The 20437-nt window shown below is 68.2% G+C and carries 22 protein-coding genes; 17 read left to right on the forward strand and 5 right to left on the reverse strand.

Annotation, left to right across the window (positions count from 1 at the left end; all coding sequences use genetic code 11):
- Nucleotides 1-75 precede the first annotated feature (75 nt).
- The 10 genes from B9S64_RS30490 to B9S64_RS30535 all read left to right on the forward strand — a co-directional run bounded on the left by B9S64_RS30490 (nt 76) and on the right by B9S64_RS30535 (nt 10239).
- Nucleotides 76-1548: a tyrosine-type recombinase/integrase gene (locus tag B9S64_RS30490; protein WP_103492126.1), complete on the forward strand. Its 1473-nt coding sequence runs from the start codon at nt 76-78 to the stop codon at nt 1546-1548.
- Nucleotides 1545-3365 carry a hypothetical protein gene (locus tag B9S64_RS30495; RefSeq protein ID WP_146060134.1) on the forward strand — a complete coding sequence of 607 codons (1821 nt, stop codon included), beginning with the start codon at nt 1545-1547 and terminating at the stop codon, nt 3363-3365. The genes B9S64_RS30490 and B9S64_RS30495 overlap by 4 nt, the downstream gene beginning before the upstream one ends.
- Complete coding sequence (locus B9S64_RS30500) at nt 3362-5506, forward strand: hypothetical protein (RefSeq protein ID WP_103492128.1); 2145 nt, start codon at nt 3362-3364, stop codon at nt 5504-5506. The genes B9S64_RS30495 and B9S64_RS30500 overlap by 4 nt, the downstream gene beginning before the upstream one ends.
- Nucleotides 5506-5994 (forward strand): hypothetical protein, encoded by a 489-nt coding sequence (locus B9S64_RS30505; RefSeq protein WP_103492129.1) that lies wholly within the window; start codon nt 5506-5508, stop codon nt 5992-5994. The genes B9S64_RS30500 and B9S64_RS30505 overlap by 1 nt, the downstream gene beginning before the upstream one ends.
- 660 nt (nt 5995-6654) lie before the next feature.
- A complete protein-coding gene (locus B9S64_RS30510; protein ID WP_103492130.1) occupies nt 6655-6996 on the forward strand; it encodes a metalloregulator ArsR/SmtB family transcription factor in 342 nt (113 codons plus the stop codon).
- 5 nt (nt 6997-7001) lie between these two features.
- On the forward strand, nt 7002-8720 hold the full coding sequence (locus tag B9S64_RS30515) for a SulP family inorganic anion transporter (protein WP_374936085.1): 1719 nt from the start codon (nt 7002-7004) through the stop codon (nt 8718-8720).
- 23 nt (nt 8721-8743) lie between these two features.
- Nucleotides 8744-9133, forward strand: coding sequence for a pyridoxamine 5'-phosphate oxidase family protein (locus B9S64_RS30520; RefSeq protein WP_103492132.1), 390 nt, complete (start codon nt 8744-8746; stop codon nt 9131-9133).
- Complete coding sequence (locus B9S64_RS30525; protein ID WP_103492133.1) at nt 9130-9582, forward strand: ATP-binding protein; 453 nt, start codon at nt 9130-9132, stop codon at nt 9580-9582. Before B9S64_RS30520 ends, B9S64_RS30525 begins: the two co-directional genes overlap by 4 nt.
- Nucleotides 9579-9788, forward strand: a complete 210-nt coding sequence (locus B9S64_RS35450; RefSeq protein WP_308460762.1) for a hypothetical protein — start codon at nt 9579-9581, stop codon at nt 9786-9788. The genes B9S64_RS30525 and B9S64_RS35450 overlap by 4 nt, the downstream gene beginning before the upstream one ends.
- 229 nt (nt 9789-10017) lie before the next feature.
- Nucleotides 10018-10239 carry an alkylphosphonate utilization protein gene (locus B9S64_RS30535; RefSeq protein WP_103492134.1) on the forward strand — a complete coding sequence of 74 codons (222 nt, stop codon included), beginning with the start codon at nt 10018-10020 and terminating at the stop codon, nt 10237-10239.
- Between the two features lie 73 nt (nt 10240-10312).
- Here the strand turns inward: B9S64_RS30535 and B9S64_RS30540 are convergent, their stop codons facing one another.
- From B9S64_RS30540 to B9S64_RS30560, 5 genes are all read right to left on the reverse strand, one after another.
- Nucleotides 10313-10672, reverse strand: a complete 360-nt coding sequence (locus tag B9S64_RS30540; protein ID WP_181012344.1) for an STAS domain-containing protein — start codon at nt 10670-10672, stop codon at nt 10313-10315.
- Nucleotides 10673-11090: 418 nt separating this feature from the next.
- On the reverse strand, nt 11091-12305 hold the full coding sequence (locus B9S64_RS30545; protein WP_103492136.1) for a pyridoxal phosphate-dependent aminotransferase: 1215 nt from the start codon (nt 12303-12305) through the stop codon (nt 11091-11093).
- A gap of 254 nt (nt 12306-12559) precedes the next feature.
- The gene (locus tag B9S64_RS30550; protein WP_146060135.1) at nt 12560-13795 is read right to left on the reverse strand and encodes a malic enzyme-like protein; all 1236 of its coding nucleotides are present in this window, start codon (nt 13793-13795) and stop codon (nt 12560-12562) included.
- Between the two features lie 49 nt (nt 13796-13844).
- Nucleotides 13845-14297 carry a pyridoxamine 5'-phosphate oxidase family protein gene (locus B9S64_RS30555; RefSeq protein WP_146060136.1) on the reverse strand — a complete coding sequence of 151 codons (453 nt, stop codon included), beginning with the start codon at nt 14295-14297 and terminating at the stop codon, nt 13845-13847.
- Nucleotides 14294-14482: a hypothetical protein gene (locus B9S64_RS30560; protein WP_103492139.1), complete on the reverse strand. Its 189-nt coding sequence runs from the start codon at nt 14480-14482 to the stop codon at nt 14294-14296. Before B9S64_RS30560 ends, B9S64_RS30555 begins: the two co-directional genes overlap by 4 nt.
- Nucleotides 14483-14874: 392 nt before the next feature.
- Here B9S64_RS30560 and B9S64_RS30570 point away from each other — a divergent pair, with 392 nt between their 5' ends.
- The 7 genes from B9S64_RS30570 (at nt 14875) to B9S64_RS30600 (ending at nt 20432) form a co-directional block, all read left to right on the forward strand.
- A complete protein-coding gene (locus B9S64_RS30570) occupies nt 14875-15252 on the forward strand; it encodes an STAS domain-containing protein (RefSeq protein WP_258037918.1) in 378 nt (125 codons plus the stop codon).
- Between the two features lie 146 nt (nt 15253-15398).
- On the forward strand, nt 15399-15764 hold the full coding sequence (locus tag B9S64_RS30575; protein ID WP_103492142.1) for a metalloregulator ArsR/SmtB family transcription factor: 366 nt from the start codon (nt 15399-15401) through the stop codon (nt 15762-15764).
- A gap of 67 nt (nt 15765-15831) precedes the next feature.
- On the forward strand, nt 15832-16209 hold the full coding sequence (locus tag B9S64_RS30580; protein ID WP_103492143.1) for a CBS domain-containing protein: 378 nt from the start codon (nt 15832-15834) through the stop codon (nt 16207-16209).
- Between the two features lie 345 nt (nt 16210-16554).
- Nucleotides 16555-16914, forward strand: a complete 360-nt coding sequence (locus tag B9S64_RS30585; protein ID WP_103492144.1) for a metalloregulator ArsR/SmtB family transcription factor — start codon at nt 16555-16557, stop codon at nt 16912-16914.
- A gap of 58 nt (nt 16915-16972) precedes the next feature.
- The gene (locus tag B9S64_RS30590; protein ID WP_258037919.1) at nt 16973-17461 is read left to right on the forward strand and encodes an NADH-quinone oxidoreductase subunit B family protein; all 489 of its coding nucleotides are present in this window, start codon (nt 16973-16975) and stop codon (nt 17459-17461) included.
- Between the two features lie 50 nt (nt 17462-17511).
- Nucleotides 17512-19482: a proton-conducting transporter membrane subunit gene (locus B9S64_RS30595; protein ID WP_258037920.1), complete on the forward strand. Its 1971-nt coding sequence runs from the start codon at nt 17512-17514 to the stop codon at nt 19480-19482.
- Nucleotides 19479-20432, forward strand: a complete 954-nt coding sequence (locus tag B9S64_RS30600) for a respiratory chain complex I subunit 1 family protein (RefSeq protein ID WP_181012346.1) — start codon at nt 19479-19481, stop codon at nt 20430-20432. The genes B9S64_RS30595 and B9S64_RS30600 overlap by 4 nt, the downstream gene beginning before the upstream one ends.
- Nucleotides 20433-20437: the final 5 nt, after the last annotated feature.

Here is a 20437-nt window from a genome sequence, read left to right on the forward strand (position 1 = left end):
AGGTGTCTCAAAGATCGCTGGGTTATCTGACCGCTCGGTGTGTCTCATGCTGTCGGGCGGCGAGGAGTGGGTTTGATGCGTACAGAAGAGGGCGGCGCTGCGGAGGCGGTGGTCGCGAGCCATCGCACGGTGGTCGAGCTGGGTGAGATAGCGGGTCTGGAGGACGCGGCCGGTGTTCTGCGGCGGGCGGGTGTCGAGGAGGGACAGCGGTTCATCCTGGGGCCTGACGGCTCGTACGACCTGGCACTGAATCGGATGCTGTGTGATCTGCCGAGCTGGGGTGTCCCCTCGCGTAACGGCCAGGAGGCGTACTGCTCGGAACTGATGCTGACCTGCCGCTTTCTGCACGAGGCCAGGGGCGGGAAGACGATCTGGGAAATGGGCGGCGCGGACCTGCGCGCCTTCAAGCAGACCCGCCTGTTCGCGGAGGATCCGGACGAGCGGATCGAATACGGCTCATGGCAGCGGTACATCGCGGCCTTGGACAAGTGGGTGGCGTGGTCTCTGGATGCCGAAATCCTGGCCGTCGAACCGTTCCGGTACGTCGACAAGGTGGTGATGACACCAAACGGCCCCAAGCAGGTGAGGGTGAACTCGGAGTCGGAACCCGGTAAGAGTGGTCAGCCGGTCCGTTTTCTGCACTACGAGGACTACTTGCTGTGGCGGGACGTGGGCCTGCGCGGCTTCCTTCCTGACGGCGGACGGGACCCGAAGTGGCGGGGCCGTAACGGCGAGCGGAACGCGCTGTTCGCGGACCTTCTGGTGTGCACCGGGATGCGGCTGACCGAGGCGTCGTGTTTGTTGCTTCCGGAGGTTCCGCCGCTGGCGCACGGCAGAGGTGGCTTCCGGCTGTCCAAGGCCACGACGAAGCGGAACAAGACGAGGACGGTGTACGCGCGGCGGCGCGTACTGCGTGACCTCCACCACTACATCGCGATCGAGCGCGACGAGTTGGTGCAGCGCAAGCGCACGGCCGGCGCCTACGGGTGGGAGGACGGCCACCGAGTCGTGCGCTCGAGCCGGCAGGCGCTGGTCGTCGAGGGGCGTTCCCGCGCCTGGACCGCCGCGAGTCTGACTTACGAGGACAGGCTCCGCCTGCTCTCGGTGGATGCCTGCGGGGCTGAGCTGGGGCCGCTGTGGCTGTGGCTGGGGGAGAGCGGCCTTCCGCTGAGAAGCTCGACATGGCAGTCGGCCTTCCGCCGCGCGAACGAACGATGCGCAGCCCTCGGCCTCGACTTCGACGTCCATCCGCACACGCTAAGGCACACATTCGCCGTCCACATGCTGGGGTTGCTGCTCCGCCAGACCGTCCGTGCGCTGGGGATGAGGGAGGACCGCCGGTTCACTCTCGCCCAGATCAAGCGGCTGCTGATCGGCAATCCGATGCGTAAGCTGCAGCTTCTTCTCGGTCATGCGCACGAGCACACGGTTCACCAGTACCTCGATGTGTTGGATGAGGCTCAGGAGATCGTGCTGGCCGCTTTGGCGGAGTGGGACGAGCATTCCGCCGTGCTGGAAGGTCTGCAGGCTGACGAGGTGAGCGGGTGAGCCCGCGCCATGTCAGGTTCAGCCCTGCGGAAGCCGCAGAGACACCCGCGGCGGCCGTGCCGGATCTGGGGCTCATCGCGGTCACCGTGCCGATGCCGTCCGGGCCAAGTGAGGAGGTGGACCTCTCCGACATCGGGGTGCCTCGGCTCGTGCGGCCTTTCGCGAAGGCAGTCGTGGACGGGGTCGAGCAGATCGAGACGCACCGCAGGCGGGAGGTCCTGCGCCGGTACGTCAAGACACTGCGGGACTTCGTGCTGTTCACCCGCATGATGTGCCCGGAGTTCGGTGAGGAGATCGACCTGGGTGACCTGGAGCCGGACCTCTTGGATGCCTACGAGGCCAGGCTCCCTGTGAGGCGCCGGGCCAACAGCAGCTCGCGGCGGAAGCGGATGCGGGAACTGTGCCGCCTGCTGCAACGCACCGAGCAGTTCAGCCCGGCTTCGTTCGACCACGCTTTCCGGCAGCGCCTCGACCTACCGGTCAGTGTGGAGCAAGGCTCCGAGCGGCCGCTGGACGCCTACCCCTTCCCTGTGTTCGACGCCTTGGAGGCCGCGGCACTGAGCGAGGTGGGCAGGATCCGGGACCGGATCCTGGAGGGTGAACGGCTGGCCGCTGCCGGCCGAGACCCCGACCTGCACGGCTGGGACGCGTTGGAGAACATCTGCTGGTACATCGCCCACCGCGGGCCGCTGGTGCCCGGGCAGCAAAAGATTCCCGGGGTCCTGGAGCATGGGCGGATGCGCCGCCTCAACGCGAGGCTATACCTGAGCGTGAGCGATGTGATCAGGTTCCAGATCCTACTGGGCTGCCAGACGGGCATGGAACCCGAATGCATCGGCACCCTGAAGGCCGGCTGCCTGATCAGCCCCACGAAGGGGTACGTCAGCGTCCAGTACCTCAAACGGCGGGCGCGGGGAGCCTGGGACAAGTCGATGCGCGTGCGCGACGGTGGCAACCTCCGCAGGCCCGGAGGCGTGATCCGGCTCGCCATGCGGCTCGGACAGCGGGCCCGGGACCTGGCGGGCGTCGATGACCTGTTCGTCCCCGTGAATCAGATGACCGGCCAGATAGCCCCCGTCTACGGACACAAGCCAACGTCGACGACGCATCACCGGCAGCTGTTCCTGGCCGAGTGCGGGCTTGAGACGCTGACCGACCGGGACGGGGCGCCACTTCGGTCGGTGGACTTGCGGCGGCTGCGCAAGACCTACAAGTCGAAGCTGTACCTGAGTACCGGGGGAGTACTGCCGGACTTCACCAGCGGACATACGCAGCAGGTCGCGGGCCGCCACTACGCGGACATCCCCGCCCACGACGAGATCCACGACGCCGCCGTTGAGGCCGGGCTTACCCAGGCCCTCGCTATCACCCTGCCCGCCCCTGTTGTCCTGGACGACGAGGGCAATCGCCTGGACGACGGCGAAGGGGAACTCGCGCCCGAAGCGGTCACTGATGCGTTGTCCGGAGCGGCGGACGTGTGGGTGTCATCCTGCACCGACTTCTTCGCCTCCCCCTGGGCGAGCAGGCCGGGTACCCCGTGCCCGGTGCCGCCGTGGGTGTGCCTGGAATGCACGAACGCGGTGTTCACCAGCCGCCACCTGCCCGCCGTTCTCTCCATCCTGGACACGATCGAGCAGCAACGCGAGGAGTTCCCTACCGCTGAGTGGACCATCCGCTTCGGCTTGGCCCACGAGCGGATCACCACCGGCGTGCTCAACCGGTTCACCGCCCGCCAGATCGCCACCGCCAAGGCGATCGCCGAGGCAGACGGCGCACGTCTGGCTCTGCCGACGGCCTTCCTGGAGACGATTCGATGACCGCGGCCCCAGCGCGGAAGAAGTCCGCCACCCACCGCTACCCCCGCGACACCGACTTCGTCCTGCCCGCAGCCCTGACCCAGGGACACCGCGATCGTGGCCCGAGACTCGGCGAAGATGTCTGGGACCTGAGGGACTTCATCCCACGCACCAGCCGGCAAAGGTTCGTCAACCTCACCGGTGCCACCGGTGACCTTGAACGCCGCACCATGAAGGAATACCTGTACGCACGTTTGCGCGTTCCGGTCGGCCGGCTGGCCAAGCCCATCAAGGTGACCTGGCTCGCAGAGGACGGACGCAACTTCCTGCGGATTATGAAGACGCTCGCTGCGATCGGCGCGCCCCGACTGCAGGATCTCCGCAAGGAACACCTCGAATTCTTCCTCACCCACGTGCGTCCCTTCGGGCCGAACACCGTCGAGAACCAGATCACCACGCTCAAGTCCATCGCCGCGCTCGGCGACCACTTCAGTGGCGACCGACTCGCGTTCGTGCCCTGGCCCTACCGCTCGGCCCGACAGATCTCAGGGCTGCAGCAGGGGGAGGAGAACGCCACCGCACGCATACCCGAGGAGATCATGCGGCCCTTCCTGACCGGCGTGGTCTTCTACGTGGAGACCGCCGCTCAGGACCTGATTACAGCCCGCGAGGAACTGGCCCGAATCGACGCGACTGCAGTTCCCAGGAGCGGCCAGGGTGGGGCCCGCCGGAAGTTCGAGCAGTTCATCGCCGAGCGCAGAACCCAGGGCCGGGGCATCCCCGCCCTACCGCTCGAACATCAGGCTCGCAGGCCGGACGCTTCCGTCATCGACGGTGTCGTGCAGGGGCCGAACCTGACGATGGTCGAACTGCTCACTCAGGTCCGCAGTGCCTACCACCTGCTCCCTCTGCTCGAGGACGCGGGAAGGGAGCTCGGCTACGAGGAGGGGGGCCTGCCCTTCTCCCGCGCAGGCTGGCCGCCGACTGGCCGCCCATGGCGGCCCGAGTTCAGTCGGAGCACGCTGGAGGCAGAGACCTCTTACGTGCGCACGGCCTGCTGGGCGGCGATCGCCTATCTTTCCGGCATGCGGGACGTCGAGGTACGGGATCTCCGGCGTGACTGCGCGCGGGTGGAAACCGCCGCGGACGGCCGCCTGCGGTACAAGATCCACGGGCGGGTCTACAAGGACCGCAAGGTCACCGGCGAGGAAGCCGAGTGGGTGGTGCTTGATCTCGTGCACCGGGCCGTAGAGGTTCTGCTGGAACTCAACGACGACCCCACGCACCTCTTCGGCTATACCGCTTCCCACGGCACGCTGGGACTGATCAGACAGGTGCCTCAGCGGCTGAACGACTTCCGGGACCACCTCAATGAGCTCTTCAGCGACGAGGCGGGGCCTTTTGTTCCCGCGCCTACCGTCACCGGTACGGACGACCCTGATCCGCAGGACGAAGAAGCGCAGGCGGTCAACAACACCGGGCCGGTGCCGGCCGAGCCGATGGCCTGGCGGTTCGACACACTGCAGTTCCGCCGCACCCTGGCCTGGCACATCGCGAACCAGCCCTTCGGGATGGTGGCTGGGACCCGGCAGTACAAACACGCCAGCTTCGCAATTTTCGAAGGATACGCGGGGACCTCGGCGTCAGGCTTCGCCGACGAGGTCGAAGCCGACAAAGCCACAGCCAAGCTCGACTATGTCGAGGACCTCTACCACGACTGGAACGAAGGAGGACAGTCCGCAGGCGGCGCCACCCCACGCATCGAGGCCGAGTTCGACCGCATTCGGGCAGAACTCGGCGACCTGCCCGGAACGGCCGCGAGCCCCGAGCGTCTGCGCACGATGCTGCGGCACATGACCCGCACCCTGCACCCCGGCGTCCTCAACGACTGCTTTCATCAACCAGCAACAGCCGTGTGCGAGAAGCGATCCAAAGGGCTGGGCCGTCCGCTACCCATGCTGAATATGTGCCTCACCTGCCCGAACTCGCGCCGCTCGTCGGTCCACCTGCCCAGGCTCCACCAGGCGCGCGACAGCGCGGTCAACGAACTCGGGGACGCGAGAGAACTGCCGACCCACCAGCAGAGCGCCCTGGGTCACTTCATCACCACGCTCGACTCGCTGATCGACGAACTCCGACAGACCAAAAGGGACACTCCCTGATGGCCAGCTTGCAGAACACACGCACCGTCTTCGCCCAGCTCAGCCGTGAGAACCGCCTGACCGACACAGACCGGGCCATCATGCGAGCGTTCGAGCAGCTGATGGACGGCCGCCCGGAAATCTCCGACGGCTCAGTCACCGTGGTGAACATCGCCGCCGAGGCCGGCATCTCCCGAGCCTCGTACTACCGATCGCCCGTCGCAGCAGCCATCAAAGGGATCCTGGCCGCCCCCGCCACCGAACGGCCAGAGGTCGACGAACTCAAGAGCGAGGCAGCCAGATTGCGCAAGGAACTACGCAAGCTACGCCGTCAGAAGGCCGAGGAGATCGGCGAACTCGGGCAGACGGTCGCCGTCTACGCGAACCACATCCAGGTTCTGACCTTGAGGAACAAGGAACTGGAAGGTGAAACCGCAGTTCTGCGTGGTCAGATCAAGGAAGCGACCGGGGGCGCAGTCCGGCCCATCCGCCCGCGTCATGAGCCCTGACGCCGGTCCACCAGCACGCACACACCAGATGTGTAGCCCACAGCTGCACTGGCCAGCATGCCGAGATGATGGCGGCCGTCCTCGTGACAAGAGGCCACCGGCGAGATGGGGCACAGTGCCTGTCCGAACCCCCGGGGCGGTGTGCCGAACCCGACGAGGCGCTACTCGCCACTGCGGTGACCAACCTCGTCCCTCCCGATCTTGGCTGCGGTGCTTCTAGAAGCGCGCGGGTTCGCTGAATCCTGGACGTGGTCTGTCGGGAACCTGCTCGTCGAGCGGCAGGCAAGCGCCGTTTATGTGCGAGTTCGATGCCGCATAGAAGACCGGTGAGCGCAGGACAGGGCCGTTTGTCGTTGCCCCTGCCTAACGTGACGCAACAGCGCGGTCGGTACTGCGGCTGCGCTCGCGGGTGCCTGCGGCTCAGCTCGATCACTGTAGACGGCCCGGTGCGTGCTTCTTGGCAGAACCTCTGGGCTTGAATCGCACGGTTGCCACGCCGCCCGGGCTCAACCGCGGACGGCCACCCCTAGCGCATCACGCAATACATGAATTGCAAAAGTCTGCAATTAGTTACATGATGTGGCTGCTGTACCTGCCTAGTAGCCGTAGGCGCAGCACTAGCCGTGCCCGTTCACCGGGCGATGAGAGAGAGACCGCGTCGTGTTGGTTCCGCTGTATCAAGCCAAAGCCGACTTCTTCCGCATGCTGGGGCATCCGGTACGGATCCGAGTGCTGGAGTTGTTGCAGGGCGGGCCAATGCCGGTCCGGGATCTGCTTGCGGCGATTGAGGTGGAACCGTCGGCACTGTCCCAGCAGCTGGCAGTTCTGCGCCGGTCGGGGATCGTGACGGCGACTCGTGAGGGTTCGACCGTCGTGTATGAGCTGGCGGGTGGGGACGTGGCTGATCTGTTGCGGGCCGCGCGGCGGATTCTGGCGCAGGTGCTGACTGGTCAGAACGAGCTCCTGGCGGAGCTGAGGGAAGCTGAGGTCTCCTCACGATGAGTACGGTGCCTGCTTTGGTCTGGAACCGGGTGCGTTCCCTGCTGCCTGCCCGTGCTGACTACGTGCTCATGGCACGCAATCCGCGTCGGGATCTGCTTGCGGGGCTGACAGTGGCGATCGTTGCGCTGCCACTCGCGCTGGGATTCGGGGTGTCCTCCGGGCTTGGCGCTGAGGCCGGACTGGCGACCGCCGTGGTCGCGGGCGCGCTGGCCGCCTTGTTCGGTGGCTCGAACCTTCAGGTATCCGGGCCGACCGGTGCGATGACGGTGGTGCTGGTGCCGATCGTGGCTCAGCACGGGCCCGGCGGTGTGCTGACAGTCGGTCTGATGGCCGGAATTCTCCTCATCGGGCTCGCTCTGCTCCGTGCCGGCCGGTACATGCGCTACATCCCAGCTCCGGTGGTGGAAGGTTTCACCCTCGGTATCGCGTGCGTGATCGGTCTGCAGCAGATCCCCAATGCCCTCGGGGTGGCCAAGCCCGAGGGCGAGAAGATCCTTGTGGTTTCTTGGCGGGCCGTTGAGGAGTTCCTGCGGTCGCCGAACTGGACCGCCGCCTCGCTTGCCGTCGGTGTTGCCGCGGTGATGCTGCTGGGTGCGCGGTGGCGGCCCGCCATTCCGTTCTCGATCGTGGCGGTGATCGCTGCGACGCTGGTCGCCCAGTTGTTCCATCTGGATGCGGCGGCCCCGATCGGGGACCTGCCGTCGGGTCTGTCCGCTCCCTCACTGGCCTTCATTGATCTCTCGTCGCTGGGTGGTCTGCTGGGCCCTGCGGTGGCGATTGCCGCCCTCGCGGCGCTGGAATCGTTGCTGTCGGCCACTGTCGCGGACGGCATGACGGTCGGGCAGAAGCACGACCCGGACAAGGAACTGTTCGGGCAGGGCATTGCGAACCTGGCCGCACCGCTGTTCGGGGGTGTTCCGGCAACCGCCGCGATTGCGCGCACCGCTGTCAACGTACGCAACGGTGCGGGATCGAGGCTGGCCGCACTGGTCCACGCCGCGGTCCTCGCGGTGATCGTGTTCGCGGCTGCCCCTGTAGTGGCGAAGATTCCCCTCGCCGCTCTCGCTGGTGTCCTGCTGGCGACGGCGATCCGCATGGTCGAGGTCGGCGCGCTGCGCGCGATGGTCAAGGCGACCCGTTCCGACGCGGTCGTGCTCGTGATGACCGCGCTCGCCACTCTCGCTCTCGACCTCGTCTACGCGGTGATCATCGGCCTGGTGGTGGCGGGCGTTCTGGCACTGCGGGCAGTGGCGAAGCAGGCCCGGATGGATCAGGTCTCCTTCCGCCCGGATCTGCCCGGGGAGCACAGCGATGAGGAGCACGCGCTGCTGGCGGAGCACATCGTCGCGTACCGGATCGACGGGCCGGTGTTCTTCGCCGGCGCGCACCGCTTCCTGCTGGAGCTGAGCGAGGTTGCCGATGTGCGGGTCGTCATCCTGCGGATGTCCCGTATTTCGACCATGGACGCGACCGGTGCGCTGGTTCTCAAGGACGCGGTGCAGAAGCTGAACCGGCGCGGCGTCGCGGTGATGACGTCGGGGATACGGCCCGGGCAGCGCCAGGTCCTTGAGTCCGTGGGGGCTCTGGATCTGCTGCGGCTGGAGGGGCGCGAGTATGCCACCACGCCCGAGGCCATCGCGGGTGCGCGTGAGCACCTGCAGTGTGCCGGGGTACTGCCAGTCATCCCCCTTCAGAAATCCGCCGTTGAGGAGACGTCTCGGTGACCGCGCATCACCACACTCGGCGCATGGTCGAGGTTCCGGGCCCCGAGGCGCTGTGGCTGCTCGAAGGAATCACGCAGGGCCGTCTGGTGTATCTCCAGCGCAACGGCGCCGTCATCCGCCCGGCCACCCACGTCCTGGAGTACGGCCGGCTGATCGTCCGCGCTCCGGCCCAGGCCGAGGCACTGGCGGGCCGGGCCACACTCACCTACCACGCGGATGAGATCCGCACAGCGACCGGCACCGGCTGGACGGTGAGCGCCAGCGGACCAGCCGAGATCATCACCGACCCGCACGAGGCCGCGCACTACCGCCGCACACTCCTGGGCTGGGCCCACGGCCCGCATGACACCCTGGTACGCATCCACCCTCAGACCGTGGCCGGCTTCCGCCTTGCCCACGCGGAGACCCCGTGAACACGCAGCTTGAAAGCCTCCCGCTCCGCCATGTGCTGACCGTGCCTGCCATGGGGTCCGCCGTCCGGATGGCGCGCGAGACCACCGAGCAGGTCCTGACCGAGTGGGGCGTCAGCCTGCGCCATCCCGTCGTGGATCCGGCGCTGCTGATCGTGAGCGAACTGGTCACCAACAGTGTCCGGCACGCCGCTGTGCTCTCACCGAACGTCACGGTCATCTACGCGGCCGGCCCGGACGTGTTCGCGTTCGCGGTCCACGACCGTCACCCCCACCAGCCCGCCCTGTACGACTCCGTCACCGGCCCGGCCGGCGGAGGGCTCGCCATGGTCGTTGAACTCACCCTCGGCCTTAGCGGTACCGCAGTCGTGCGCCGGGACGCGGACGGCCGAGGCAAGAGCATCTGGATCACCCTCCCCCTGACTTCCAGCAGGAATGAGTCCAGCCGATGACGATCGAGTGGTGCTACCGCACTCGCGACCGCGTCGGCGTCCTTTCCCTGTCCGGTCACCTCGGCGCAGACACCGTGGCCCGTTTCCAGGGCGCGGTCTGCTGGGTGCTCGCCCGCGGCGCAGGACCGGTCGTGCTTGACCTGACCGACTTGCACAGCTGGTCGGTGGTCGGGCAGGTCGCTGTCGCCCAAGCGGCTCGCCGATGAGGGGCGGCAGCTGGAACTCGCCGCGATTCCCGCAGACGGCTCCCTCGTCCCCGACGCCGACCACCCTGCCATCCCCGTCCACTGTGACCTGCCCGCCGCACTCGCGGCACATCAGGGCGGTTCGCAGGGACAGCGGGAGTGGCGCACCGCCGCCTGGCCCGGCGTGCGGACCGCGGCGGCACACGGCCTGATGTAGGCAATACCCCAAAAGAGAGGCTGATAGGACACCATGAGCGACGTCATCGTGAAGGACAGCAACGGGACTGCGTTGGAGGACGGTGATTCCGTCACTCTGACCAAGGACTTGAAGGTGAAAGGCACTTCGGAGACCCTCAAGCGCGGCACTCTCGTGAAAGGAATTCGTCTCACCGGCAAGAGCGACGAGGTCGAGTGCAACACCAAAAAGGTCAAGGGCCTCGTACTGAAGACCCAGTTCCTGAAAAAAGCGTAACGATTTTGGGCCGAGGCGGGTCCCGACGCCCGGGGCACGAGGTCCGGATTACGCGGGCGGGCCCCGTTCCTCTTCAGTCTGCGCGAACGACGTACGTGAAGAACCGGTCGAGCCCCAGAGTACTCAAGGCCGAACGCACCAGAGGGCTGGCGTCGCGGATCAAGAGGCGCACTCCTGCGGGAAGAGCGGCGCCGATGAGAGAGACAAAGGCGTGACCGCCCGCAGCGTTCAGGTACGTGACACCGGACATGTCGATGTCGATGACATCCGGACCATTGGTCAAGGGAGCGCGCAACTGGGCAGCGGCACTGTCCGCGGTGCTGCTGTCGATCTCACCGACGAGCCGCACGGTAGCCACGCGCTCGATCGGGCCATTCGCTGCAAGTGGTGGATCATGTTCCGGAAGCGGGCCCTGCGGATCGGCATGGGGCACGGGGGCTGCTCCTTTCAGCGATGTACATCGCGTTTCTGCTCACTGGTCAAAGGTAACTTTCCGGCGGCGGAATGACCTGCACGGTGGTTGCACTGTGTCTGGGTCAGCTGCTTTTGCGACGCATAAAGCGGCTATGCACACTCCGCACCCACCCGGCGCAGCCCAGTGTGCCGGTTCGGGGTCCGTCCTCCTTTACGTCATCGACCGTGATGGGCAGGCGCGATACACCTACTGTGCTGCGGTCTCCGGGGGCCCCGGCGCATGCCGACTGTGGTTCCGGGTCTTCTGCCCTCGTGTGTGCGACGGATTAGGTGTCATGCCCGCCCGCACAGCGCGGGCATGACCACAACATCATGTAGCGAATTGCACAATTAAGCAATTGCCGATCTCCGGTGTCGGCCGCGGGCGGGCCCACGGGTCAGTGCTGGCTGTATCCGTCGAGGAAGGTCCCGATACGGGTGATCGCGTCGGTGAGTTCTTCGGTGCGGGGGAGGGTGACGAGGCGGAAGTGATCGGGTTCGGGCCAGTTGAATCCGGTGCCTTGGACGATGAGGATGTGCTGGGCTCTGAGCAGGTCGAGCACCATCTGCGCGTCGTCGTTGATCTTGTAGACCTTCGGGTCGAGTCGCGGAAACGCGTACAGCGCGCCTTGGGGCTTGACGCATGAGACACCGGGGATGTCGTTGAGCAGCTTCCAGGCGGTGTCGCGCTGTTCGGTCAGCCGCCCGCCGGGCAGGAGCAGATCGTTGATCGACTGCGGGCCGCTGAGGGCGGCGGCGATGGCGTATTGCGCGGGCATGCTGGCGCACAGGCGCATGTTGGCGAGGATGTTGAGGCCCTCGATGTAGCTGGTGGCGTGGGCTTTCGGGCCGGAGACGGCCATCCAGCCGGATCGGTATCCGGCTACCCGGTATGCCTTGGACAGGCCGTTGAACGTCAGACACAGCAGGTCGGGGGCGAGGGACGCGGTGCAGGTGTGGACCAAGTCGTCGTACAGAATTTTGTCGTAGATCTCGTCCGAGCAGACGATCAGCTGGTGGCGGCGTGCGATCTCCATGAGGCCGTGCAGCAGTTCGGCGGAGTAGACGGCGCCGGTGGGGTTGTTCGGGTTGATCAGGACGAGGGCCCGGGTACGAGGGGTGATCTTGGCTTCGATGTCGGCGAGGTCCGGGAACCAGTCGGCCTGCTCGTCGCAGCGGTAGTGCACGGCCGTGCCGCCGGCCAGCGAGACCGATGCTGTCCACAGGGGGTAGTCGGGTGCGGGGATCAGCACTTCGTCGCCGCTGTCGAGCAGCGCCTGCATGGACATCTGGATCAGCTCGGAGGCTCCGTTGCCCAGGTAGATGTCTTCGGCTGTCAGGCCGGTCACACCGCGCTGCAGGTAATAGTCCGTGATGGCTTGACGGGCTGGGAGCAGTCCCTTGGCGTCACCGTAGCCGTGCGCGCCGGCCAGGTTGCCGGTGATCTCCCGCAGGATCTCCGCCGGTGCCTCGAAGTCGAATGCGGCCGGGTTGCCGGTGTGGAGCTTCAGGATGCTGTGGCCTTCGTTTTCCAGGCGTGTCGCCTCGTCGAGTACCGGTCCGCGGATGTCGTAGCAGACTCCTGCGAGCTTACTGGACTGGTTTACCTGCATGTGCGTCACCTCAAGGCTGCGAAATTGCGGAGGGCCGGACCTTTGGGCTCCGGCGGGCGGGCGGTCGGCGCGGCACCGTTGCATTGGCGTGCTCTGGCCTGCCGCGTTCCGCACCGGCCGTGGGCTGGGCGTGCTCGGACAGTGCCGGCGACGGTGGCCGTCCTCACCCGGAGGCCCTGACATACGCGGGTGTCCGCGTCTCGTAGCACGCAGAGGGGCTTCGGACGTGGCGGTGGCGTCCCGCGGGTCAGGATTCAGGCATCGGTGGGGTGTGCGGAGTCGCGGGTGAGGGCGGTCGCCAGGGCCTGGGTGAGCCCGGGTTCGTCGACGGCGGGCAGCAGCTGGCCCGGCCCGGCCAGCTCAGCCAGTGCGAAGGCAGCTCTCAGGAGACTGTGCGGGGTGAGCCGCCGGGTGCGTGCCGCGGTGGACAGCAGAGCCGGCAGAGCATGGAGGGGGTGAGCGCGACGGGTCGTTGCACGCAGCGGGGGCAGGTCCTGAGGACAGGCGCGCAGCACGGGTGTTCCGTCCCGGGGGGCGGGGACGCCGGTCAGGTCGATCAGGAGGTCGGCGGGGCCGGCCGGGTCCACCAGAGGCGCCCCGGTTTGATGCGGGGTCAGGGTCCTGATGCCGGCAGCCAGGAGCAGACCGGCCAGGTCCCCGCCGCGATGGGCGCCGGTGAGGATCACACGCGCCTCGTAGGCGGGGATCGCCTTGTGGTCCAGAGCGTTGAGTGCAGCAGCGGTAACGGCGACCGCGTGGGCGTGGCCGGTGGCGTCCACGACCGGGGTGCCGGTGGGCTCCAAGGCGGCGCGGACCGCGCCGACGTAGGCGGGGTGCGTGTGCGACAGACACAATGCCGCGAAGCCGGGAGCCAGCGCGGCGGCCGTGGCAGCAAAGTCCTCGGGTGTGTCGGCCGTGATCGGCAGGGGATAGATGTCCAGGCCAGTGGTCCTGCGCAGGTGGACAGCGGCGGACTCCAGGGCCGGCAGGACCACAGCGGCGGGCAGGGGACCGAGGTCGGCGACGGCGGAAGCGTTGGAGAGCAGTGCGATGCGGCGGCGCCGGCCGGTGTAGGAGTCGACGCTGCCGGGATTGAGGAGCAGATGCTGGATGACGCGGTGGTCGGCTTCGGTGTCCAGAAGCGCCCTCTCGCGAGGGGTGCCGACGGGCACGCACAGCCGTTGGGTGATTTTGCCCGTTGCGGCAGCGTCCAGGGTGGGATCGCCCAGGTGGATCAGGGCAGTGCCGAGACGATTCCGCAACAGGGTGCGCAGCCGCAGCAGAGTCACAGGCCCGTCGGTGTCGGCGCTGATCCGGTCGAGGCCGACACCGGGGTCGTGGTCCGTCTCGGTCATGGCGGCCCCGGCGACGGAGGCGATGAGCGCCGCCACCGCGGTAGCCGCGGCAGGCTGCACATGAGCGGTGAGGCTGAAGGCCGGGCAGGGTCTGCCCGGCGAGGGAATATGAGGATTGCTGCTGCTGTGCGGCATACGGGCCTGGCTCCTTATCCGGGTTATTCGGGCTGGTGGGCTGCGCTGCTCATGCCGGGGCGCGGGTGAGGCGGTATCCGGTGACGTTGTCCGGGCGGATCCGCAGGAGGTGTTCATATGAGTTCTGCGGCCCGGCGTGCAGCATCAGGCGATAGCGGGCCTGCTGGTAGCCGTTGGTGATGCGCTGTGCCGGGCCGCTGACCGTCACCGTCCAGCCCGTGTGGTCCTGCGGATCCACCCATTCGGTCTGATACGTGAGGCGGCCGGGGCACCGGAACACCGCGGGCGGGACAGGGAGCTGGACGCGTACGACGAGGTACCCGAAATCGCGGCAGTGGCGCAGGACACGCACCGCGGGCAGTCCCGCCTCATGGTGGATCAGGCGCCCCGCGGTCAGGATGTCGAGCAGGGGCAGCCCTTCGTCGGGTCCGAGCGCGACAGGGTGGAGCAAAGGCCGGGTCACCGGGATCGGGTCCGCGTCCGAATGGGATCGGCTCGTCACCCGTGCACCCCCGCACTCGGGTCCGCCTCGTCGGTCAGATCGATACCCCGCTCGCGTCCCAGGCGTTCGACGTCCTCCAGAGCCACGGTATGCAGGGCCACCGCCCACGCGTCCCCCTGCTCGTCAGCCACCACGCGGCCCCGGCGCAACTGCGCCGCCCGACGGCGCAGCTCCGGCTCGCCCATCAATCGCCTCCCGTGCCCTGCTCGCGCACCCACGCTCTTCGGGTGCAACACGTATGCAAAATGCGCCACTTCGTGACACCGCCCTGGGGCGCAATGCGGTTGCCCCGGCGCCGTCCTCCGGGGCAACCACTAGCTGCATACGTTATCAGTTGCTAAGATTGGCAATTAATGGATTCACTAGGAGGAGCAATGCGCATCACACCGATTCGCGGGGAGAGGGCCCCGGTCCTGCTCTGCCCGGCGTGCGGGCTGCTGTGCCGCCCCTCCGCACTTGACGGCCAAGGGCGCTGCTCACGATGCGGGGGCACCCGCCTTGTACGGTCCGGCCCCCGCCGCAAGCTGCACCGGGCCGGGCCGGTGCGGGCCTGGCACCGGCTGGGACGGTGGTGAGCATGCACTGGGATTCGACGGAGCGCGACGGCGTAGGGGTGCTGCAGCTGTTCGGTTACCTGGGCCGTCAGGATGCACACCGCTTCGAGGGGGCGGTGGACTGGGTGCGCTCCCGTTGCAAGGGCCCGCTCGTGCTCGACATGTCCGGCCTGCTCGGCTGGAGCGGGGAGGGCGAGGCCGCCGTGATGCGAGCGGCCGGGAATTCGCTGGCCGTGTGCGGTCTGCGTGAGCGCCCCGCTCCACTCCTCGCTGCGAACAAGGCGTTGATCCGGATCTACCCGGACGTTGCCTCCGCGGTGGCCCACCTGGCCTCCGCGGTGCAAGGTCCGGCGGAAGCTTCCCGCCCGGAGGAAGGGAGCGGGGTGAGGGGAGCGATGTGAATTGATAAAGTCGGAAACCGATCATCTCTTGTCCGCGGCAGGCGGAAGGTGCACCTGACCGGGTGAGCGTCCCTGCCGGATACCCCGTACCAGCCGGGTGCCACGTACCGTCGGCACCGGTCCCCAAGCCCGTGGAGGCGGCGGCCATGAGTACACCTCTGTACCAGCTCAAGGCCGACTTCTTCAAAACCCTGGGCCACCCGGTGCGCATCCGCGTGCTCGAGCTGCTCAGCCAGCGGGAGCATGCCGTCGCCGAGTTGCTTCCCGAGGTGGGTATCGAGGCCGCGCACCTCTCCCAGCAGCTGGCCATCCTGCGCCGCGCGAATCTGGTCGCCAACCGCAAGGAAGGCTCGGCGGTCTTCTACCGCCTCACCACACCCGAGGTCGCCGAGTTGTTGACGGTGGCCCGCAGCATCCTCAGCGGTGTCCTGGCCGGCCAGGCCGAACTCCTCGAAGACCTTCGGGCCGCAGCGCCCTCCGCCGGCGCACCCTCCCGTGCGCGCTCGGCTTGACGCCGCGTGCCCCCAGCCCCTGGAGCCGACGATCACTCCTCCGACGAGCCCTACCGCCGCCGACGCCATGATCGCGCCGGACCTGCAAGTCAGTGACCACACCAGCATCGACAGGGCGCTCGACGTTCTGCGCGGATCCCATAACCAGTACGTCCTGATCCGTGACGACACCGGCAGGTGCGCCGGCATCGTCACCCGCGACCAGCTCGCCGCTCACGGGGAAAAACCCTGGTATGCCGAGAACACCCGCGTCCGTGACATCGCGCACGACCACAGCCCGTTCGCCCGCCCCGGCATGCCCGCCTCTCAGGCCGCCGCCGCCATGCGCGAACGGTCTCTGACGGTCCTGCCCGTCGTCGATGAGGACGGCTTCGCCGTAGGCATCCTCACCGCCGCACGGCTGCAGACACTCCTCGACACGGCATCACAGGCCACGCAAGAGTGACCCTGCCCTGAGGGCTCCGATCCGGTTTTTGCCCGTGCGCCCGGAGACCCCAGGCCCCAGCCGGGACCGGTACCGGCTGCCACCGACGCTGCACGGACTCCCGCTGGGCGACTCCAGCTCGGCTGCAGGTGGGCTTCCGCACCGCCTGCAGCCCCGGCGGGAACAGGGGTTCGCCCCAACTGGCACACGCAATTTCCTCTCCCCGCACCCTCATAGTTGCTAATGTTTGCAATTACTGAGTTCGTTGTATTGCGGGAAGTTGGCGTGCGGCGCGGGCATGCGGAGGCCCGCTGCGGCAAGTCAGTTGATCGCGCTAGCGGCTCAAGGCGCCGACGGGAGGCAAGCGTGAGTGTGACGCTCTACCAGTTGAAGGCCGAGCTCTTCAGGACCATGGGCCACCCGGTCCGGGTCCGGGTGCTGGAGCTGCTGAGTGATCGCGAATACGCCGTCGCCGAGATGCTGCCGCACGTGGGCGTGGAGCCGGCGCACCTGTCCCAGCAGCTCGCGGTACTGCGACGGGCGAATCTGGCCGTAACCCGCAAGGAGGGTGCGACCGTTTACTACGCACTGGCCAGCCCTGAGGTGGCGCAGTTGATGTCGGTGGCCCGGACGATCCTGTCCCGGATATTGGCGGAGCAGGCCGAGCTGCTGGCTGACCTTCAGGCCACCTCGCCGGACAGCGGCACGGACACCGACGCGTCGTAGCCCGCACCCGCCAGTGCCCACGCCAGGGCCGTGCGGGATAACGCTAAACAGGAAGGGCATGCCGATGAACCTGTTGCGCAAGATCCGCGGAACCGGCCGCGTGGCGGAGCCCGCCCCGCCCCGCCCGGCCGAGGAGCCGCTCCCGGCGGCACGGGCGCTGGGCGGCTCGGTGCAGGTGCGCCATGTGGACGCGGGCTCCTGCAACGGGTGCGAGATCGAGATCGGAGCGGCGTTCGGACCGGTCTATGACGCAGAGCGGTACGGGGCGCGTCTGGTGGCCTCGCCCCGGCATGCGGACCTCGCTCTGGTCACCGGGCCGGTGACACGCAACATGGCCGAGCCGCTGCGACGCACCGTCGCGGCGATGCCCCAGCCTGGACTGGTGGTGGCGGTGGGCGACTGTGCGATGAACTGCGGGGAATTCGCCGGGGGTTACGGCATTGAGGGCGCGGTCAGCGACGTGGTGCCCGTGGATGTGTCGGTGCCCGGATGTCCGCCGGGGCCGGAGAAGATCGTGGCGGCGCTGCGCACCGTGACCGGCAGGTGAGCATGGTCGGGCCCGCGCTGGCCGTCGCATCGGGTGCCGCAGGTGTTGCGGTGGCCGCCGGGACGTGGGTGCCGCAACGGGCCCGGCCTGCTGTGGTGGGCGGGTGCACGGCCGGGCTCGGCGCGGCGGGGCTGGTGGCGGGAGCGGCCGCGCTTAAGGGTGAGCGGTGGTCGGCGGATCTGCCTGATCTGCTGCCGCTGGCCGGTGTGCACCTGGCGGTGGACGCCCTGTCGGGGCTGTTCATGGCGGTGGCGGGTGCGGTCGTGCTAGCGGTCGCCGTCTACGGCATCGGTTACGCCACCGGGCACGCTCTGTCCTCGCGCGCTGTGCAGGCGGTGCTGCCCGTCTTCGCCCTGACCCTCATCCTGGTGCCGGCGGCGGGCTCGTTGTCCACGTTCCTGGTGCTGTGGGAGCTGATGGCGCTGACCTCGCTGGTGCTGGTGGTGGCCGAGCACCGGCAGCGGTCCTCCGTACGCGAAGCCGGGCTCTGGTATGCGGTGATGACCCATATGGGCCTGGTACTGCTGCTGGTGGGTCTGATGTGGTTCGCCGCCGGCGCCGGAGGGGAGACCTTCGCCGCGCTGCGCGCCGGTGCGGGCGCGATGTCACCGGCCGCCCGGGACGGCGTGTTCGTCCTGGCCGGGCTTGCTTTCGCCTCGAAGGCGGGCATGGTGCCGCTGCACGCCTGGCTGCCGCGGGCCCACCCGGAAGCGCCCAGCCACGTCTCGGCCCTCATGAGTGCGGCGATGGTGAACCTGGGTGTGTACGGAATCGTCCGGATCGGGCTCGACCTGCTGGGCGGTGGTCCTCGCTGGTGGTGGTGGCTGGTTCTGGCCACCGGAGCTGTCTCGGCGGTCTACGGGATCTTGCAGGCGGCAATGGCGTCAGATCTCAAGCGGCTGCTGGCGTATTCGACGTCGGAGAATCTGGGCCTGGTGCTGATCGGCGTGGGGGCGGCGGGCATGTTTCACGCGGCCGGAAACCAGGCGCTGGCCGGACTCGCGCTGGCTGCCGCCCTGCTGCATGTGGTCAACCACTCCGCGTTCAAGGCGCTGCTGTTCTGCGTGGCCGGATCCGTGTTGCACGCTACGGGGCTACGCGACCTGGACAGGCTGGGCGGCCTGCGGGCCCGTATGCCGGTGACAGCGGGCTTCTTCGCGGTAGCGGCTCTGGGGGCGGTGGCACTGCCGCCCGGCAACGGATTCATCAGCGAGTGGATGCTGCTGCAGTCCCTGATCCACGGGTTGAGCGTGCCGGGCGTGTCCACCGCGATCCTGCTGCCGCTGGCAGTCGCGGTGATCGCCCTGTCCGCGGGGCTGGCCGCCGCCGTCTTCGTCAAGGCCCTCGGCGTCGGATTCTTCGCCCGCCCACGCAGCCCGCAGGCGGCCAGGGCACAGGAGAGCCCGCCGAGCATGCTGGCCGGCATGGGCCTGCTGGGTGCCGCTTGCGCAGCCCTGGCCCTGGTCCCCGGAGCGCTGGCTCCCGGCCTGTCACGGGCGACGTCCGCCGCCGGAATCGACGGCGCCCAGCCCGTGTCCGGCGGGGGACTGCAGGTCCGGATCTCTCAGGCTTCCGCGGCGCTGTGGCCACTGTGGATCGCGGCCGCCCTGGTCCTTGCTCTGATGGCGGCAGCGGGGCTGATCCGCCTGGCCGCGCACCGCAAGCGCCGTACCAACGCCAAATTGTGGGACTGCGGCGGCGGCGCGCCGACCCCGCGCATGGCCTACACCGCGACCTCCTTCGCCGAACCCCTGCAGCGTGTCTTCGACGACGTACTGGCCCCCGAACAGGACGTGAACGTGACGCACGTGCGTGAATCCGCCTACCTGGTGGAACGGGTGCGCTTCCAGCGCCAGGTTCCCGACCGGATCGAGCACCGGCTCTACCGTCCTGTACTCGCTACCCTGACCGCCGTGGGCGCATCCGCCCGCCGGCTGGCCGGCGGCAGCGTCCACCTGTATCTCGGCTACGGGTTCTTCGCACTGGTGGCGGTGCTGGTGGTCTTGGCGGTGATGCAGTGACCGGCACTGGTGTGGTGACCGTGATCGCCCAGGTCGGTTTGGTGGCGGTGGGGGCTCCGCTGCTGGCGGGGCTGATGCGGCAGGTGCGTGCCCGGTTGGAGGGCCGGGCCGGCAGCGGGGTGGGACAGCCGTGGCGGGACCTGCGCAAGCTCCTGCGCAAGGAACCCATCACCCCGCTCGGTACCGGCCCGGCCTTCCGCATCGCGCCGCTGCTCCTGGTCGCGACCACGGCCGTGGTGGCCGCCCTAGTGCCGCTGGCTTCCACCGACACCCCGCTCAGCGACCGCGCCGACCTGATCGTCGTGGTCGCCCTGCTCGCGCTGGGCACCGTGTCACTGGCGCTGGCCGGCCTGGACACCGGCACCGCGTTCGGAGGGATGGGGGCATCGCGGGAGATGACAGTCGCCGCCCTGGTCGAGCCGACGATCCTGCTCTCCGTCTTCGCCCTGTCGATACCGGCCGGGTCCACCAACCTGCCCGCCATCGTCTCCGGCGCCATCCACGAACCGGGACGCCTGGCCTCCCCGGTCGGTCTGCTGGCCACCGCGGCACTGGCCGTGGCCATCCTGGCGGAGACCGGACGGCTGCCGGTCGACAATCCGTCCACGCACCTGGAACTGACGATGATTCACGAGGCGATGGTGCTGGAATACGCAGGGCCCGACCTCGCGCTCGTCGAACTCGGTGCCCAGATGCGGCTGACGGTGCTGCTGGGGCTGCTGGCCTCACTGTTCGCCCCCTGGGGCATCGCCACCACAACCACGTGGGCGGCGGTGGCACTGGCCCTGGCGCTGTTCGCCGTCAAGGTCGCCGTGCTGGGAGCTGTCCTCGCCGCAGCCGAGGTGTTCTGGGCCAAGCTGCGGCTGTTCAGGGTGCCCGAACTACTGGCGGGGTCCTTCCTGCTCGCGCTGCTCGCGGTGGCCGCCTCGTTCTTCCTGAGCGGCGAGTGAGGACA

The sequence above is a fragment of the Streptomyces sp. SM18 genome (assembly GCF_002910775.2).
GTDB lineage: Bacteria > Actinomycetota > Actinomycetes > Streptomycetales > Streptomycetaceae > Streptomyces > Streptomyces halstedii.

Excerpts from the sequence above, each read along its gene's own strand:
- B9S64_RS30520 (WP_103492132.1), top strand. The coding sequence starts at position 8,744 with ATGGTCGAGGTTCCGGGCCCCGAGGCGCTGTGGCTGCTCGAAGGAATC.
- B9S64_RS30590 (WP_258037919.1), top strand. The coding sequence starts at position 16,973 with ATGCCGATGAACCTGTTGCGCAAGATCCGCGGAACCGGCCGCGTGGCG.
- B9S64_RS30545 (WP_103492136.1), bottom strand. The coding sequence starts at position 12,305 with ATGCAGGTAAACCAGTCCAGTAAGCTCGCAGGAGTCTGCTACGACATC.
- B9S64_RS30580 (WP_103492143.1), top strand. The coding sequence starts at position 15,832 with ATGATCGCGCCGGACCTGCAAGTCAGTGACCACACCAGCATCGACAGG.
- B9S64_RS30500 (WP_103492128.1), top strand. The coding sequence starts at position 3,362 with ATGACCGCGGCCCCAGCGCGGAAGAAGTCCGCCACCCACCGCTACCCC.
- B9S64_RS35450 (WP_308460762.1), top strand. The coding sequence starts at position 9,579 with ATGACGATCGAGTGGTGCTACCGCACTCGCGACCGCGTCGGCGTCCTT.
- B9S64_RS30550 (WP_146060135.1), bottom strand. The coding sequence starts at position 13,795 with ATGCCGCACAGCAGCAGCAATCCTCATATTCCCTCGCCGGGCAGACCC.
- B9S64_RS30560 (WP_103492139.1), bottom strand. The coding sequence starts at position 14,482 with ATGGGCGAGCCGGAGCTGCGCCGTCGGGCGGCGCAGTTGCGCCGGGGC.
- B9S64_RS30535 (WP_103492134.1), top strand. The coding sequence starts at position 10,018 with ATGAGCGACGTCATCGTGAAGGACAGCAACGGGACTGCGTTGGAGGAC.
- B9S64_RS30505 (WP_103492129.1), top strand. The coding sequence starts at position 5,506 with ATGGCCAGCTTGCAGAACACACGCACCGTCTTCGCCCAGCTCAGCCGT.
- B9S64_RS30575 (WP_103492142.1), top strand. The coding sequence starts at position 15,399 with ATGAGTACACCTCTGTACCAGCTCAAGGCCGACTTCTTCAAAACCCTG.
- B9S64_RS30570 (WP_258037918.1), top strand. The coding sequence starts at position 14,875 with ATGCACTGGGATTCGACGGAGCGCGACGGCGTAGGGGTGCTGCAGCTG.
- B9S64_RS30490 (WP_103492126.1), top strand. The coding sequence starts at position 76 with ATGCGTACAGAAGAGGGCGGCGCTGCGGAGGCGGTGGTCGCGAGCCAT.